Consider the following 17,428-nt stretch of genomic DNA (forward strand, 5'->3'; position numbering starts at 1 on the left):
TCTTGACGAAGAAGGGATTGGTATCCGTCTTGGTGATCAGGCAGGCCGAGGTGTCGGCTGCCTGCGCGTTCCCGGCCAGAACCGCGACGCCCAGCGCGGTCGCGCAGCAAAGGGCTTTCGCACGCGAAGTGTTGAATAGCATGAAATGTCTCCTCCGTTGACCGACAGGCTCTCCCAAGCCTGCGTGTGCTGCGGCAAGCGCCGCGATGCCCATAGGAAGCACGATGGAGATGCCCTTTGTCAAGATATTAAATCACTCCGATTTATTTATTGCGATCAATTTACAATCCGCAGAATATATTGCACCAAGGGCGGAGGATGGAGCTTGAAACGTGACGATGCATTTATCCGGAGACGGTCAGGGAAATAAAAACCTGACGACTTCAAGAGGATCGAACCAATCGGGTGTGCGCGCCCATAATGAGCGGCTGGTGTTGTCCACGATCCGCCGCAACGGCCCGCTGGCCAAGGCCGAGATTGCGCGCAGGACCGGGCTCTCGATCCAGACAAGCGCCGTAATCGTGCGTTCCCTGGAGCAGGAAGGCCTTTTGAAACGCGGCGAGCCGGTGCGCGGCCGGATCGGCCAACCATCGGTTCCGATGGGGCTGGCTCCAGATGGCGCCTTCTTCTTCGGCCTCAAGATCGGACGCCGATCGGCCGATATCGTTCTGCTCAATTTCATCGGCGATGTTCTGGATAGCGCCCATCTCGTCTACGACTATCCGCGTCTCGACGATATGATGGCTTTCGTCCTGCCGGCGATTGCCGGAATGCGGGCAACCGTCCCGCAGGAGCGTCTGGCCGGCCTCGGCATTGCCATACCGTTCCGCATCTGGGACTGGGCGCGTATCGCCGGCGCCCCGGCCGGCCGGATGGATGAGTGGCGTACCCGCGACATCCGCGCGGAGCTGGAGGCCAGTCTCGGGCTGCCGGTCTACCTGCAAAATGACGCCTCGGCGGCCTGTGGCGCGGAACTGGCCTTCGGCAAGGGGCAGCGCCCGCAGGATTTCCTGCATTTCTTCATCGGCTATTTCATTGGCGGCGGCCTGGTGCTCGACAACCGGCTTTATACCGGTCGTTCCGGCAACGCGGCAGCACTCGGTTCCCTGCCGATCGCGCAGGCCGATGGCTCGTATCGTCAACTGGCGGACACGGCTTCGCTCTGCCTGCTGGAGCGGGCGATGGCCTTGGCCGGGCAATCCAGTGAATGCCTTTGGGGACCGCCGGATGACTGGGTGGTCGAAGACAGCCTGCTGGAGCCCTGGCTGGACGAGACCTGCAGGAGCCTGGCCGTTGCCATCATAGCCTCCTGCTGCGTCGTCGATGTCGGGACCGTGCTGATCGATGGCTGGCTGCCGGGCAATGTCCGGGCCGAAATCGTCGCGAGAACGGCGGCGATCCTCAAGCGGACCGATGCCCCCGGCATCGAGAAACCCGAAATTGCCGAAGGCACGATCGGGCCGAACGGCCGTTCGCTCGGCGCCGCCAGCCTGCCGCTTTCCGACCGTTATCTCGTCGACCTCAACGCCGTGCTGGTTGCGGGATAGGCAGCCCCATCTGCCGCGCGCCGGACTGAGCTTGGCGGATGATGACAAAATGCGCCGGTCCAGCGCAACGTCGGTCGCCCCTGCTGTGGCTCGGAACGTCAGCCCTTCCGTGCTGGCGCGGTCGACTGCCGATTGAGCAGCTCGACACCGATGCTGATCCTTTTTGCCGGGCTGTCGGGAAAGGACGCTCTCTCGGCGAGAAGCTTGACGGCTGCGATCCCCAGTTCCCGCCGGTCGATGCCGACCGTCGTCAGGGACGGAATGGCGTGCGCCCCGATCGGCAGGCCGTCGAAGCCGACGACCGATATGTCGTCGGGAACGGAAAGCCCCATGTCCCTGATCGCCTGGATTGCGCTCATGGCGACGACGTCCGATACGCAGAACAGCGCCGTCGGGCGCCGCTCCATGCCGGCTAGATGTTTGGCGACTGCGGGACCCGCATTCATGCTGATCATGTCGGTCGAACCCAGGTCGAGAATATGGCGCGCGTGATCGAATGCGATGCCCGCGCTCTCAAGTGCATCCCGGAAGCCGATTTCGCGCTGGGCGATCGAGACCCGATAGACATGCGTGACGTGAAGAATTTCGGTGTGTCCGAGGTCAAGCAGATGGCGGGTCGCCGCCCAGCCGCCGAAATAATAATCGGGCGCAACGCTCGGGAAATTCATCGATTGATCGATCCCGTTGACCAGAACGCCCGGTATTCCGCCCTGCTGCATCTCTTCCAGCAGCCGCGGTTCGTCAATGCCCATCAAAATGGCGGCTTTCGGAAGCGTTTTCCACGTGCGTTCTCCGCGCTTGGAAAGCGCTTCGTCGAGGATGGAGACTTCAACCGTTACGCCTTGCACGGTGGCCTCGGAAACGATCCCGTCGATGATATCGCCATAAAACGCATCATTGCCGACCATCCTCCCATAGGTGAACAGCGTGACCGTCGAGGGCAGCGTCCGGGGCGACTGGCTTTCATATTCCAGATAGCCGACCGCCTGCGCGGCGCGCAAAACGGCGTCGCGGTTTCGCCGGCTGACACCCCGGCGATTGTTGAGGGCCTTGGAGGCTGTTGCGAGCGAAACGCCGGCGGCGGCGGCGACATCCGTCAGCTTTGCGGAGGAGCGGGCGGATTTGGCGTCTGCGGCATCCTGCCTGTCTTCCGCGTTTGGATTCTTGCCCGGATGCGCCGGTTCCATTGTCTCACTCATCGGTTTTCTTCCCTTCGATTTCGAGAAATACACGAAAGCGCGTCGACCACAAGCGCGTGGAAAATCAAAGCGTAATATGGAAAAAATGGAAAATAAAGAAAAATAGGAAAATTATGATTGACTGAGAAAATAGTCGGGACCAATATGCCCGCCAACGGTCGGTCGTCGTCCTGTCTGCCTCTGGCATTCAAAACGGCGACTGATTTCAAGGGTGGAGCTGCCTTCGGGCGGGCGGAGATATGCCAAAACATCCCGGATACAGGAGACCATGGCATCGCCGCGCGACGTGGTGGGTCGCCGTAGTGCGTTGTCTAGGAAAGTTTGCCCAATGAACGATATGTTTCCTGTTCACGATGAGGGACGGATCATTCCGCCGATCGCGGCAGAAACCCAGCAGGATCTCGAGGCGGTCAAGGCCGATATTCTCGGCAGTATTGAGCGGAATGCCCCCCGGATCGGGTCGCGCAATCCGATGATTGGCGCCGGCGCGGACGATCACCGCTGGCTCTATCCCGAAATCGGCTATTTCTGGACGGATTCATTCTGGATCGGCGAGCTCTGGCTCGCGCATATGCTGACAGGCGATCAGCGCTACAAGAACATGGCGCGGATGCGCAATCTGCATCTCGAGCGCATTCTCAACACGCCGTTGTGGCTGAGCCATGACCTCGGCTTTCTGTTCTCGCTCTCCGCCGTTGCCGACTACAAGCTCACCGGCAACCAGCAGGCGCGCACGCTCGCCTTGCGGGCGGCTGATGCCCTGAAGGGCCGCTTCAACTGGGCCGGCGACTACCTGGTGGCGTGGACGGCAAGCCGGGAGAATATGGAACACGCGGCCAAGGTTCAGGGAAAGGTCATCATCGATTCCATCCAGAACCTTTCGCTGCTGCTCTGGGCCTATCAGGAAACCTGCATCATCTCCTATCGCGATGCGGCCCTCCGGCATGCGGAAACGCTTAAGAAGCACATCGTGCGGAGCGACTACAGCACCTTCCACACCTTCGATTTCGACACCTCCACCGCCATGCCGATCGGCGGCAATACGGCGCAGGGCTATGCGGACGCTTCGTGCTGGAGCCGTGGCCAGGCCTGGGGCATTCACGGTTTCGCGCAACTGGCCGAAACCACAGGCAATCTCGAATTTCTCGAACTGAGCGCCAAGCTGGCCGACTATGCCCTCGAGAAGATGGGCGACGATTACGTTCCTGACTGGGATTATCTGCTTCCGGCCGGCGAAGAGCGGATCAAGGACAGTTCCGCCGGCGCCGTCACATCATCGGGGCTGTTCATTCTGGCCGACGTGCTTTGTCGGATCGGCGATCAGAAGCGTGGCCAGCATTACCGGACCGCCGCCCTGAAAATGCTGTTTGCTCTGCGTGAACGGCATGATCTGACGGGCGACCCTGATGCGGAAGGCCTGCTCTCCGCCGGCGCGTCGCACGTGCACGGCGCAAAGGCGCAAGGGCGCCCCAACCTGGCGAACGCCATGCTTCCATACGGAGATTACTACTATTTCGAGGCCGTTCTGAGGGGCCTTGGATATCGCCAGTTTTTCTGGTGACCACAGCGAAGACGAATATACCAACAACAAATCGGGAGAGAGAAATGAAATTTCGATCACTTATGATCGCAGTGGCCTGCATTGCGGGGCTTATGGCTACCGGAGCCGAGGCCAAGACCTACAAGTTCGCGACCAACACCACGGCCGATGTCGGACCTGGCGCTCTGATCGGCGAATTCGTCGAAGCCGTTGACGAAAGAACGGATGGCCGGGTCAAGATCAAGGTCTTTGCGAACGGCGTTCTGGGCAGCCAGGAAGACTATCTTCAGCAGATCCAGAAGGGCGTCGTCGATCTCGGGCTCGTCAACAGCGCCACGCTGGAGAACATCATTCCCGAATTTTCGGTCGTGAACCTGCCTTACGTGTTCCGTACGCTTGACGAATACGGCAAGGTGATGAGCAATCCCGAAATTCAGGATATGCTTTTCGAGTCGGCAGAAAGCCACAATTTCGTTCCGCTGGGCTTCTTCTCCAACGGCTTCCGTAGCCTCACCCTGACCAAGCCGGTCAACACGATGGCGGACCTGAAGGGCATGAAGATCCGCACGCTCTCCAGCCAGACCTATGTCGACATGTACACGGCATTCGGTGCGGTTCCGACGCCGATGGCATTCGGCGATGTCTTCCCTGCGCTGCAGCAGGGTGTGATCGACGGCGCCGGCGGTTCCCTGAGCGGCCTTTACGACCTCAACTACGGTCAGGCCGCCAAGTACGCCGCTCTCACGGAGCATACCCGTCTGACCGACTTCGTCGTCGTTAGCGACAAGTTCCGCGAAAGTCTGAGCCCGGAAGACATGGCGATCGTTCAGGAAGAGTTGATGAAGGTCAGCCTCAAGTCGCTTGAATTCATCGACAGCCAGTTCGCCCGCAGCGCAGAACTGGGTGCCGAAAAATTCGGCGTTACCATTGTCGAGATCGACAAGGCTCCGCTCATGGAAGCTGTCCAGCCGATGTATCAGGAAGCTGCTGAGGATCCGAAGAAGCGCGCATTGCTCGAAGCGATTTTCGCGATCGAAGGCCGTCAGCTCTGATCCTGCTTTCGACTGGATGTCCGGTCGTCTTGCCAGAGCCTGATACGTGGCAGACCTTGTCTTGCCGCCCGGGCTTTGGCTTCCCTTTCTGGCGCCTCCGGTCTTGAAACAAGCAGGGCTTCCCCCAATGCCCTCGCGACCCGTATTTGCTCTCCGGGTCGCGGCTGAAAATCGACCGCAACACGCTTTGCGGTATGTTCCGGGAACTGGTCCTATGCAGCAAACCAACGAACTTCCGAACTCTACCCTTACCCATACGCTTGGTCGCGCCTATGCGCTTTTCGGGAAGCTGCTCGGCGCAGTCCTGATGGCCTTGACCCTGGCCATGAGTGCGATGATCACCTATCAGGTTGTCGCACGATATGTTTTCAATGCGCCAAGCACCCTGACGGAAGGTCTGTTGCGCTATTCCCTGATCTGGCTCGGGCTTCTGGGGGCTGGCTACTGCTTCATGAGCGGCCAGCACCTGAACCTGCCGCTGGTTCTGGAAATGTTGCCAAAGCGGCGCGCGGGCTTTCTCAAGGCCGTCAATGCCTGGCTTTGCCTGCTTTTCGGCCTCATTCTTTCCTGGTCGGGCTACAACGCGATCTTCGAGAATTCGCGGATGATGGCGCCGATCATCAATATCTCGATCGGCACGCTTCAAAGCGTTCTTCTGATTTCCGGCGTCATGACCGTCGTCTCGCAATGCGTCGAGCTGCTTCGCTTGCGCCGCGCCGGCGAGGCCTCGATTTCCGCGATCGCAATGTCTGCCGCCGTCATTCTGTTCGTCTTCGCGCTGATCTGGTGGTTCTCCGGCACGTCCGTCTACGAATACCTCGTCGATGAACGGCTCGAACTGTTTTCGGTTGTCGTGCTTTTCGGCGTGTTCTTCGTTCTTCTTGCGATCGGGACGCCCATTGCCGTCGGTCTGGCAATCTCGGGCATGCTGACGATCAGTCTCCAGCTCGACCCGGCAACCGTGTTTACGACGAGCGGCGAGAAGCTGTTCAACAGCCTGGATAATTTTGGCTTTCTGGCGCTGCCCTGCTTCGTGCTGGCGGGCAATATCATGACGCAGGCCGGCATCGCCCGGCGCCTGATCGACCTCGCCATGCTGATCGGCCGGCGCATTCCGGGCAACCTCTGGCATTCCAACGTCATTGCCAACATGCTGTTCGGCTGCCTTTCCGGCTCCGGCATCGCGGCAGCGACGGCGATTGGCAGCATGATCGCGCCCGTGGCGGAAGAGAAGAAATACGATATGCCGTTCACGACCGCCGTCAATGCGGCGTCGGCACCTGCCGGCATGCTGATCCCGCCATCGGGACCGTTCATCATCTATTCGCTGATCAGCGGCGGGTCCGCATCGATCGTGGCGCTTTTCCTTGCCGGCTACGTTCCGGGCATCATCATGGGCCTGTCTGTCATGGTCGTGGCCTATATCTACGCCCGCCGCAACAAATACCCGACCGACAAGTCGCCCTACAGGGTCTCCGAGGTCATGGTGACTGTGTGGAAGGCGCTGCCAAGCCTTACCCTCGTTCTGGTCGTGATCGGCGGTATTGTCGGCGGTGTTTTCACGGCAGTGGAGGGGGGCGGCATCGCCGTCTTCTACAGTCTCCTGCTCGCCATCGTCTATCGCAGCCTGACCTGGAAGCAGCTGATCCGGGCGACCTACCAGACCGCGATCACCGCGGGTGTGATCCTGCTGCTGATCGCGGCATCCGGGCTGATGAGCTGGAGCATGACGTTTGCCAGCATTCCCGACAGCATCGGCACGTTCCTGACGAGCATCAGCGACAGCAAGTATGTCATTCTTCTCCTGATCAATATCAGCCTGCTGATCGGTGGCGTCTTCATGGATATGTCGGCGGCCCTGCTGATCTTCACCCCGATCCTCTATCCCGTGGTCACGGCCATGGGCGTCGATCCGGTGCATTTCGGCGTGGTGATGATCTACAACCTGTGCATGGGCGTCGTGACCCCGCCGGTTGGCACGGTTCTGTTCGTGTCCTGCGGCATTACCGGCCAGCCCATCACCCGCGTGGTCCGGCCGCTGCTGCCGATCTTTTTCGTACAGATTGCCGGCCTGCTGCTGATCACATACATCCCCGAACTCAGCCTGTTCCTGCCGCGGCTGTTCGGAATGTAGAGGCAAAGGCCGGCGATCGGGTTCAATCATCAAGGCCCCCTTCAAGGGGGCTTCGGACCATCAGTCAGGAATACCAGGCAAATGGCGTATTATTCAAAGTTCTCTGAAAACCCGATGCGGACACGCACCGATTTCCAGACCCTTGTCAGGGATCTCATCGCACCGGTCGCCGGCTATATCGAGCGTCAGGGCGCGCGTGTCGATTTTGACGAAGGGGCCGCCGTCTACCCGATGGCTTCCAGCTCGCTCGAGGGCGTTGCACGCCCGCTCTGGGGCCTCATTCCACTGACAGTCGGTTCCGGCGATGATTGCGGCTGGTGGACCCTGATGCGCCGCGTGATTTCCGAAGGCACGGATCCGGAGCACCCCGACTACTGGGGGCCGACGCAGAGCCCGTCGCAGCACAGCGTGGAAATGGCCGCAATCGGCGTCATGCTGATGGCCGCGCCGGAAGCCGCCTTTGTTCCGTTTTCCGATCGGGAAAAGGACAATCTGCTGCGCTGGCTCGAAGAGATCCAGCATGTCGTCCTCGTCGACAACAACTGGCTGTTCTTTGCCGTCCTCGTCCAGGAAGGCCTGCGCAAGATCGGGCGCGCTGATCTCATCGATCAGGAACTGCAGGACAGATACATCCAGCGTGTCAGCGAGTGGTATCTGGGCGATGGCTGGTATGGCGACGGCCCGACATTGCCCGTCGATCACTACGGCGCCTTCGCCATTCATTTCTATGCGCTGCTCTACGTCCATTTTGCCAGGGATCCGAAACCGGCGCTGGTCAAGGCCTTTCGCGAGCGGGCCTCGGCCTTCCTGGTGCCGTTCTCCTACTGGTTTGCCGAAACCGGCGAAGGCCTGATGGTCGGTCGGTCGCTCACCTACCGGTTCGCCATGGCGGCCTTCTGGGGCATGGCGGCCGTCTGCGAGCTGGACGGGATGAGCCCCGGTCAGATCAAGGGCATCTGGGCCCGCCAGCTGCGCAGCTGGCGCGACAAGCCGATCTTCACGGCCGACGGGCTGATGACCCGCGGCTATTATTATCCGAACCTCATCATGTGCGAGGACTACAATTCTCCTACCTCGCCCTATTGGGCGATGAAGGCGTTCATGCCGCTGGCACTGCCGGAGGATTCGGCATTCTGGCAGGCGGAGGAGGAACCGCTGCCATGCCCGGACAAAGTCTACCCGATGCCGGCGAACAACACGATCGCGCAGCGGATCGAAGGCCACAGCGTGGTTCACTACGGCGCGCCTGTGCGTGCCGACGTGCAGCCGGACAAATACAACAAGTTCGCCTATTCCACAAATTTCGGCATGGAGATCAACGCCCTGCAATATGCCGAGGAATTCCGCTTCGGCGACAATATCCTCGCCTTCAGCTTTGATCGTGGGATCAACTGGCAGATGCGGCGCAGCAACAGTTTCAGCCGGCTCGACGGCCGGATGCTGTCGCTTGGCTGGAGCACCGGCGAGCAGGATGTGGAAACGACCATCGAGGTCGCCGATGACGGCAGCTTTATACGCCGCCATGTGTTCGAACTCGCACGACCGGCCTTCGTCGTCGAAAGCGGCTTTGCCGTGGACCAGTGGTATGAGGAGGCGGAGGTTCTGGCGCCGGAGCCGGGCGCGGCCGAAACCCGCCTGCTGATGCAGGATTGCGATCGCGACGATATCATGAAGACAGAAGCCGTTATCGCCGTCCGCGGCGCCAACGGTCTGTCGGCGATCCGCAGTCTCGACGCCTATCCGAAATTCGCCGGCGCGGCCCGCAGGACGCATACCAATCTGAGCGCGCCAAGAACTGCCACGCCGTTCCTGCTGGCGCGATTGCCGGCAGGGCAGCACACGCTCACCCACAAGTTCCGTGTCTCCTCACGCCGCGACACCGATATTGCCGACCTGCTGGACTAGCGATCAAAGGCAGGACGCAGTCGCGCCCGATGTGCGTCCATGATGCCCGAAACGTTTCGGTTTTTAGGCCTTGCCGGCCCTGGCGCCGGTTGGCAAGATAGGTGCGGAAAAGGCGCCGGACAATTGATTTGCGCCTCGGGACAAAATGACCACTTTGAAAGACCTCAGTCATGCCCTCGGGCTTTCGGTAACCCAGGTCAGCCGGGCGCTGAACGGCCACAGCGATGTGAGCGCAGCCACCCGGGAACGCGTGGTGGACGCGGCCAAGAGATTGAATTACATGCCCAATGTCTCGGCGCGTCGGCTGGTTTCCGGCCGCTCCGGCACGGTCGGTCTGGTCTTCCGAAATCGTTCGGAAGTGCCGGCCGATACGCTCTTTGTGGAGACGACATGCGGGCTTTCTGAATTCTTTGCCGAGCATGACCTGCAGTTCATGTTGCATGTCGGCCGGCTGGCGGATGACGAAATCAAGGTCTACCGGCGGCTGGTCGACAGCCGCACGCTCGATGGCTTCGTGATCCTCAATCCGGCTGTCGACGACCGTCGCATCGCCTTCCTGCGCGAGCGGGAGGTGCCCTTCGTGGTCCATGGCCGCGCCGCGCCCGATAGCGCCCATCCCTATTTCGATATCGATAATGAAGAGGTTGCTCATCGTCTCACGCGCCATCTCATCGAGCGAGGCCACCGTCGCATTGCCTTCATCAATGGTCTCCGCTCGCTGACATTCGTCGAGGCCCGTCAGAGGGGCTATGCCCGCGCGCTTTCCGAGGCGGGGATCGTCTATGACGAGACGCTGCACGTCGCCGTCGAGATGACGGAGAGCGCGGGCCTGGTCGAAAGCGTGCGGCTTGTCGCCCACACGGCCGAGCGCCCGACGGCGGTAATCTGCGGTAACACACGGATTGCAAAGGGTGTTTACCACGCGGTCGAGGCCACGGGATTGTCGATCCCCGAGGATGTCTCCGTGGTCGCCCATGACGACCTGCTGTTCGAGTTCGATTCCGAGCGCTTCAATCCGCCGCTCACCGTCACCGCCAGTGCCCTGTCGGAAAGCTGGAAGCCGATGGCCACTTTTTTGGCCCGCGCCATCGAGGGCGGCCATCCGCTTGCCGAAATGCAGGAAGTCGGCCGCACCGTTTTCATCGAGCGGGCTTCAGTCGCCACGATCTGAGGCTCCGGCCGGATCCATGCCGATCTTGCGCCGTTGACAGAATGCAATTGCGGGCATACTCTCCCGAAACGTTTCGGATTTTACGGAGATCAAGAAACGTTGTTTGCCGATGTGGGAGCGTCGGCTGTCTTCAAGGGAGGAAATCATGGTCAAGCGACTGAACAGACTGGCATATCTTGCCGCAGGCGGAGCGCTTTTCGCAAGCCTTGCGGTCCCCGCTTTCGCCGTCGAGGTCACCATTGTTTCGGGTGATACGGGCACGGCAGTGCAGAACTTCAAGGAACTGGTGAAGCCGTGGGAGGACGAGACCGGCAACACCGCGAAGATCGTGCCGATGCCGTCGTCGACCACGGATCAGTTCGGTCAGTACCGCCTCTGGCTCGCCGCCGGCAATGCCGATGTCGATCTCTACCAGACGGACGTCATCTGGGCGCCGCAGCTTGCCGATCATTTCGTCGATCTGAGCGATGCCGCCAAGGATGTCATCGACGACTATTTCCCGTCGATCATCCAGTCGCAGACGGTTGACGGCAAGCTCGTGGCGATGCCGATCTTCACCGATGCGCCGGCGCTCTACTACCGCAAGGACCTGCTCGAGAAATACGGCAAGGAGCCGCCGAAAACCTGGCCGGAGCTCGCCGAGACCGCAAAGGAAATTCAGGACGGCGAGCGGGCCGACGGCAATGCCGACATGTGGGGCTATGTGTGGCAGGGCAATGCCTATGAGGGGCTGACCTGCAATGCTCTTGAATGGGTGAAATCCTATGGCGGCGGCCAGATCGTCGAGCCGGATGGCACGATCTCGATCAACAACCCGCAAGCCGCGGCTGCCATCGAGGAGGCTGCCTCCTGGGTCAACACGATCTCGCCGGAGGGCGTGCTCGCCTACATGGAAGAGGAGGCCCGCGGCGTCTGGCAGACCGGCAATGCCGTGTTCATGCGCAACTGGCCCTATGCCTATGCGCTGGGCAATGACGATTCGAGCCCGATCAAGGGCCAGTTCGACGTGACGACGCTGCCGGCGGGGCCCGACGGCGGAACGCCCGCGGCAACGCTTGGCGGCTGGAATGTCGCGGTGTCGAAATACAGCAAGAACCAGGAGGCCGCGATCTCGCTTGCCATGTATCTGGCCGGCCCCGAGGCGCAGAAGGAACGCGCCCTGAAGCAGACCAACCTGCCGACCCTGGTTGCCCTTTATGACGACGCCGAGATTGCCGAGAAGCAGCCGATCATTCCGCGCTGGAAAGAGGTGTTCCTGAACGCCGTTCCGCGGCCGTCTGCCCCCACCAAGGGCAAGTATAACGAGGTCTCCTCGCTGTTCTGGTCGGCCGTCCACAATACGCTCGCCGGTGATGGCACGGCTGCCGAAAACCTGGAAATCCTCGAGATCGATCTTGAGGATCTGAAGGGCAGCGGCTGGTAACGCTCCTTTGTTGGTCGGGGCGGCATTTGCCTGCCGCCCCATCTTCCATCGGCCGCGCCGAAGACGGCAGCGGCAGTAACCGACAGGAAACGGGCCATGACCGAAACCTCGTCCGCGCTTCCCCCCGCCACCGGCGGCGGGCGCGAGCGAAGCCTTGAGGATCAGCGCCGCCGCGCCGCCTTCTGGTTTCTCGTGCCGATGCTGGTGATGCTGTTCTGCGTCGCCGCCTGGCCGCTTTTGCGGTCCATCTATTTCTCCTTCACCGATACCACGCTCGACAATCTTTATGGCGGCACGTGGATCGGCTTCGACAACTATCTCTATCGCCGCGAGCTTTCCTCCGGCCGGGTCATCTGGCGGGGCACGCTTGCCGATGCCGCCTGGTGGAATGCGGTGTGGAACACCGTGCGCTTTTCGGTCATCTCGGTGTCGATCGAAACCGTGCTCGGCCTCATGGTGGCGCTGGTGCTCAATGCCCGCTTCGTCGGGCGCGGCATCGTGCGCGCCGCGATCCTGATTCCCTGGGCGATCCCGACCATCGTCTCGGCCAGGATGTGGGGCCTGATGTTCAACGACCAGTTCGGCATCATCAACGACATGCTGTTGAAACTCGGCCTCATCGACCACAAGATCGCCTGGACCGCCAATATCGATACCGCGATGATCGCGGTGCTGATCGTCGATATCTGGAAGACGACGCCGTTCATGGCGCTGCTTTGCCTTGCCGGCCTGCAGATGATCCCGCGTGACATCTACGAGGCGGCCAAGGTCGACGGCGTCAATCCGGTGAAGGTGTTCTTCCGGGTTACGCTGCCGTTGGTGCGCCCGGCGCTGATGGTGGCGGTGATCTTCCGCATGCTCGATGCGCTCAGGATCTTCGACCTCATCTACGTGCTGACGCCGAATTCGGCGGCGACCAAGACCATGTCGATCATCAGCCGCGAGAACATGATCGACTTCAACAAGTTCGCCTATGGCTCGGCGCAATCGACGCTGTTGTTCACCATCATCGCGCTGTTCGTCATCCTTTATATCTGGCTCGGCCGTGTCGATCTCGGCGGGAAGGATGCACGATGACAGCCACCGACATCCTCAAGAAGGTCGCCTTCTACTTCGCCGTTCTCTTGATCGTCGTTGTTGCGGTGTTCCCGTTCTATTACGCGATCCTGACGAGCCTTGAGACCGGCACGGCGCTGTTCCGGGTCAATTACCTGCCGGAGGTCATCGATTTCGCCAACTATGTCTCGGTGCTGACGGCGCGCAACTTTCCGCGTTCGGTGCTGAACTCGGTGTTCATCGCCTCGGTCACGGTGCTTGGCGCGCTTTTTCTCGCCGTCACCGCGTCCTATGCGTTGGCCCGCGTCCGGTTTCGGGGCAGGGCGCTGCTGCTGATGACCATCCTGGCGGTCTCGATGTTTCCGCAGATCGCGGTGCTCGCCGGTCTGTTCGAACTCGTGCGCTTCCTCGGCATCTTCAACACGCCGTGGGCGATGATCCTGTCCTACACGATCTTCACCCTGCCGTTCACCGTCTGGGTGCTGACCACCTTCATGCGCGATCTGCCGCTGGAGATCGAGGAGGCGGCGATCGTCGATGGCGCCACGCCATGGGTCATCATCACCCAGGTGTTCCTGCCGCTTTTGTGGCCGGCACTGGTGACGACCGGACTTCTCGCCTTCATCGCGGCCTGGAACGAGTTCCTGTTCGCGCTCACCTTCACCGCATCCGAGACCCAGCGCACGGTGCCGGTCGCGATCGCGCTGCTCTCCGGCGCATCGCAGTTCGAAACCCCGTGGGGCACCATCATGGCCGCATCCGTGCTCGTCACGGTGCCGCTGGTGCTGCTCGTTCTCATCTTCCAGCGCAAGATCGTCTCCGGCCTCACCGCCGGCGGGGTCAAGGGCTGACGGGAGGCAAAAATGGCTCAGATTGAACTGAAAAAACTTCGCAAATCCTTCGGCGTCATCGAGGTTATCAAGGGCATCGACCTCGAGATCCAGAAGGGCGAATTCATGGTCTTCGTCGGTCCTTCGGGCTGCGGCAAGTCGACGCTCCTGCGGCTCATCTGCGGGCTCGAAAGCATCACCGGCGGCGAACTCCTGTTCGATGGCCGGCGGATGAACAACGTCATCCCATCGAAGCGCGGCATCGCCATGGTCTTCCAGTCCTACGCGCTCTATCCGCACATGACCGTCTACAAGAACATGTCCTTTGGCATGAAGCTCGCCGGCGCATCGTCCGGCGAGATGGACGAGCGCGTCAGGAAGGCGGCCGAAATGCTGCAGATCGAGCACCTGCTCAACCGGCTGCCCCGCCAGCTTTCCGGCGGCCAGCGCCAGCGCGTGGCGATCGGCCGGGCGATCGTGCGCGATCCGCGCGTGTTCCTGTTCGATGAACCGCTGTCGAACCTCGATGCGGCGCTGCGTGTCGCGACCCGTCTCGAAATCGCCCGGCTGCATCATGAAATGGACAATGTCACCATGGTCTATGTGACGCATGACCAGGTGGAGGCGATGACGCTGGCGGACCGGATCTGCGTTCTGCGCGACGGCCTTGTGGAGCAGGTGGGCACGCCTTCCGAGCTCTACGAAAAGCCCGCCAATCTTTTTGTCGCAGGCTTCATCGGTTCGCCGAAGATGAATTTTCTCACCGGCGCCTTTGCCCAAAGATTCGATTGCGCGACACTCGGCATCAGGCCGGAGCATATCGATATCGTCGGAGCCGGCGACGGGCTGTGGCAGGGCAAGGTCATCCACACGGAAGACCTCGGCTCCGACCACCACCTGTTCGTCGATATCGGGGCCGAGGAGCCGCTGACCGTGCGCCAGGGCGGCAAGCTCGACACCGTGATTGGCACCGCGGTGTCACTGGCGCCGTCTGACCCCGGCTTCATCCATCGCTTCGACAAGGACGGATTGCCGCTTCCGGAAACCGTGACGGCGGCCTGAGCATTCGGAAATCGAGGGTCGGGTTCGCCGGCGCCTCCAGCATGAAGGAAGAAAACGATGACGATCAGAACCCTCGTCTGGGGTGAAAACGTACATGAGCAGACCAACAAGACGGTCGCGAAACTCTATCCGGACGGCATGCATGCCTGCATCGCCGGCGCGCTGAACAAGGATGCCGGCATCACCGCCGAAACCGCGGTGCTACAGGATGCCGAGCACGGGCTGACGGCCCAGCGGCTCGCCAACACTGATGTGCTGATCTGGTGGGGCCATGCGGCCCATGGCGATGTCGACGACACGGTCGTCGAGCGCGTCTGCGAGGCGGTCTGGGGCGGCATGGGCATGATCTTCCTGCACTCCGCCCACTTCTCCAAGCCGTTCAAGCGGCTGATGGGCGCGCCCTGCAACCTCACCTGGCGCGAGGCGGGTGAGCGCGAGCGGCTGTGGGTGACCTCCCGCAACCACCCGATCGCGGCCGGAATCGACAATTATTTCGAGCTCGAGAACGAGGAAATGTACGGCGAGCCCTTCGGCGTGCCGGAGCCTCTGGAGACCGTGTTCGTCAGCTGGTTCCAGGGCGGCGAGGTGTTCCGCTCCGGCCTCACCTACAAGCGCGGCGCGGGCAATGTCTTCTACTTCCGCCCCGGCCACGAGACCTACCCGACCTATCACAACGAGAATGTGCTGAAGGTCATCACCAATGCGGTGCACTGGGCCCACAACCCGGCCGCGCGCGTTGCGGATCCGACCGATGCGCCGAACGTCCCCGTCGACAAGGCCCCGGAAAAGATCGAGGAACGCGGCGAGACGCTGCACGCGGCCGGCGAGGCCGGGTTCCGGTAAGGGCGGTTTCGCAAACGGAGATCGCCCCTTGCTCCAACCGGTCTCCCCCCTTGAGGGGGAGATGTCGCGAAAGCGACAGAGAGGGGTAAAGGGTGCAAGCCCTAAAAGCCGCAATCGCGTGCTCTTTGAAAGGAGGCGCCCCCCTCTGTCCCTGCCGGGGCATCTCCCCCTCAAGGGGGGAGATTGATGGGAGCAAGGTCCTCAAACACCAGAAAAACACTGGGCGATACGCCCAATTCGGGAGACCGATGAGATGAAGAAGACGAAAAAACCGGTGCGCGTGCTGATCGTCGGCACGGGCGGCATGGCGCGGGTGCATGCGCAGTCGTTCAATGAGATGGAAGGCGTTGAGGTTGTCGGCGGCGTCGATACCCGGCCGGACATACTGAAGACTTTCTGCGACAAGCATGGCATTCCCGGCCGTTATGCCTCGCTTGCCGAGGCGCTGGAACAATGCGACTTCGATGCCGCCTCCAATGTCACGCCGGACGGCATTCACTATGCCACCACCATACCGCTCATCGAGGCCGGCAAGCATGTGCTCTGTGAAAAGCCGCTGAGCACGTCCTACGAATTCGCGGCCGAGATGGCGGCGAAGGCGAAGGAAGCGGGCGTGGTCAACATGATCAACCTTTCCTACCGCAATGTCGCGGCGCTTCAGAAGGCCGCGGAACTGGTGGCCGAGGGCGCCATCGGCACGGTGCGCCATTTCGAGGCCTCCTACCTGCAGAGCTGGCTCACCCAGGCCGCATGGGGCGACTGGCGCACGGAGCCCGGCTGGCTGTGGCGGCTTTCGACCGAACACGGCTCCAAGGGCGTGCTCGGCGATGTCGGCATCCACATCATCGACTTTGCCACCTACATCGCCGGTGTCGCGCCGGAATCCGTATCCTGCCGCACGGCGGTGTTCGGCAAGGCGGAGGGCGGCAGGATCGGCGAATACACACTCGACGCCAATGACAGTTTCGTGATGCATCTGAAGCTCGCCAACGAGGCAATCGGCACGATTTCCGCCACCCGCTTCGCCTCCGGCCACCACAACGACCTGAGGCTGCGCATCTATGGCGATCTCGGCGGGCTGCAGGTTCTGTTCGAGCAGGAGCAGAGCATTCTGCGCGGCTGCATCGGTCCGGAAGCGATGCTGGAGGAGACCTGGACGGACATCGAATGCCCGAAGGTTCCGACAATCTACGACCGCTTCATTGCCGCAATCCGTGGCGAGGAACCGGCCGAGCCGACCTTCGAACGCGGTGCGGAACTCCAGCAGGTTCTCGACCTTGCCGGCCGCTCGCAGGACATGGATTGCCGTTCTCTGACGCTGGAACCGGTGGAAGAAACAATCGCCGCCGTTTGACAAGCATACCCGCCAGCCGTCGCTGGCGGGTATGTTTACGGGCAGTCTTGGTCTCAGAAAGAACAAGCGCAGCGCGCGGGCGGAATGGATGATATGGCGGTTGAACGCGGCCGCTATCGTGGCGACCGGGTCGGGCTTTGAAGGAAGCCTCCCGACTGATTGGATGGTGCCGTTGCACCTCACCCTTCAGACAGGGCTTCCAGGTGGCTGATCGGGAAAAACCTTCGCCATGAGCCGTTTGTCAGCGGCTTGGCGCGTTTTGACGCATGAGAGTATCGACAAGACTCGACATTGCGTTCGTTTTTCGACATG

13 protein-coding genes and 1 pseudogene are annotated in these 17,428 nt (G+C 61.3%); 12 read left to right on the forward strand and 2 right to left on the reverse strand.

The annotated features are described in order from the left end of the window. Positions 1-142 (reverse strand): annotated as a pseudogene (locus tag AC5DC2_RS01005) (sugar ABC transporter substrate-binding protein); the annotation flags it as partial. Between the two features lie 265 nt (positions 143-407). Here AC5DC2_RS01005 and AC5DC2_RS01010 point away from each other — a divergent pair. Continuing rightward, on the forward strand, positions 408-1,547 hold the full coding sequence (locus AC5DC2_RS01010; RefSeq protein WP_024706848.1) for an ROK family transcriptional regulator: 1,140 nt from the start codon (positions 408-410) through the stop codon (positions 1,545-1,547). 98 nt (positions 1,548-1,645) lie between these two features. Here the strand turns inward: AC5DC2_RS01010 and AC5DC2_RS01015 are convergent, their stop codons facing one another. Continuing rightward, positions 1,646-2,746, reverse strand: coding sequence for a LacI family DNA-binding transcriptional regulator (locus AC5DC2_RS01015; protein WP_491697173.1), 1,101 nt, complete (start codon positions 2,744-2,746; stop codon positions 1,646-1,648). Positions 2,747-3,074: 328 nt separating this feature from the next. Here AC5DC2_RS01015 and AC5DC2_RS01020 point away from each other — a divergent pair, with 328 nt between their 5' ends. From AC5DC2_RS01020 to AC5DC2_RS01070, 11 genes are all read left to right on the forward strand, one after another. Next, on the forward strand, positions 3,075-4,307 hold the full coding sequence (locus tag AC5DC2_RS01020; protein WP_491697174.1) for a hypothetical protein: 1,233 nt from the start codon (positions 3,075-3,077) through the stop codon (positions 4,305-4,307). A gap of 44 nt (positions 4,308-4,351) precedes the next feature. After that, positions 4,352-5,338: a TRAP transporter substrate-binding protein DctP gene (gene dctP, locus AC5DC2_RS01025; protein ID WP_491697175.1), complete on the forward strand. Its 987-nt coding sequence runs from the start codon at positions 4,352-4,354 to the stop codon at positions 5,336-5,338. A 214-nt stretch (positions 5,339-5,552) separates the two neighbouring features. Then, entirely contained in the window at positions 5,553-7,472 is a 1,920-nt protein-coding gene (locus AC5DC2_RS01030) for a TRAP transporter large permease (protein ID WP_491697176.1), read from the forward strand. A gap of 114 nt (positions 7,473-7,586) precedes the next feature. Then, positions 7,587-9,377, forward strand: coding sequence for a DUF2264 domain-containing protein (locus tag AC5DC2_RS01035; protein ID WP_491697177.1), 1,791 nt, complete (start codon positions 7,587-7,589; stop codon positions 9,375-9,377). A 145-nt stretch (positions 9,378-9,522) separates the two neighbouring features. Next, positions 9,523-10,548: a substrate-binding domain-containing protein gene (locus AC5DC2_RS01040; RefSeq protein ID WP_491697178.1), complete on the forward strand. Its 1,026-nt coding sequence runs from the start codon at positions 9,523-9,525 to the stop codon at positions 10,546-10,548. Between the two features lie 145 nt (positions 10,549-10,693). Then, complete coding sequence (locus AC5DC2_RS01045) at positions 10,694-11,971, forward strand: ABC transporter substrate-binding protein (RefSeq protein ID WP_491697179.1); 1,278 nt, start codon at positions 10,694-10,696, stop codon at positions 11,969-11,971. 96 nt (positions 11,972-12,067) lie between these two features. After that, complete coding sequence (locus tag AC5DC2_RS01050) at positions 12,068-13,048, forward strand: carbohydrate ABC transporter permease (protein ID WP_024709199.1); 981 nt, start codon at positions 12,068-12,070, stop codon at positions 13,046-13,048. Beyond that, entirely contained in the window at positions 13,045-13,878 is an 834-nt protein-coding gene (locus AC5DC2_RS01055) for a carbohydrate ABC transporter permease (RefSeq protein WP_024709198.1), read from the forward strand. The genes AC5DC2_RS01050 and AC5DC2_RS01055 overlap by 4 nt, the downstream gene beginning before the upstream one ends. Positions 13,879-13,890: 12 nt before the next feature. After that, a complete protein-coding gene (locus tag AC5DC2_RS01060) occupies positions 13,891-14,919 on the forward strand; it encodes an ABC transporter ATP-binding protein (RefSeq protein ID WP_491697180.1) in 1,029 nt (342 codons plus the stop codon). Between the two features lie 57 nt (positions 14,920-14,976). Next, positions 14,977-15,762: a ThuA domain-containing protein gene (locus AC5DC2_RS01065; RefSeq protein ID WP_491697181.1), complete on the forward strand. Its 786-nt coding sequence runs from the start codon at positions 14,977-14,979 to the stop codon at positions 15,760-15,762. 253 nt (positions 15,763-16,015) lie between these two features. Further along, positions 16,016-17,116 carry a Gfo/Idh/MocA family protein gene (locus AC5DC2_RS01070; RefSeq protein ID WP_491697182.1) on the forward strand — a complete coding sequence of 367 codons (1,101 nt, stop codon included), beginning with the start codon at positions 16,016-16,018 and terminating at the stop codon, positions 17,114-17,116. Positions 17,117-17,428 lie beyond the last annotated feature (312 nt).

The organism is Martelella sp., from assembly GCF_984369615.1.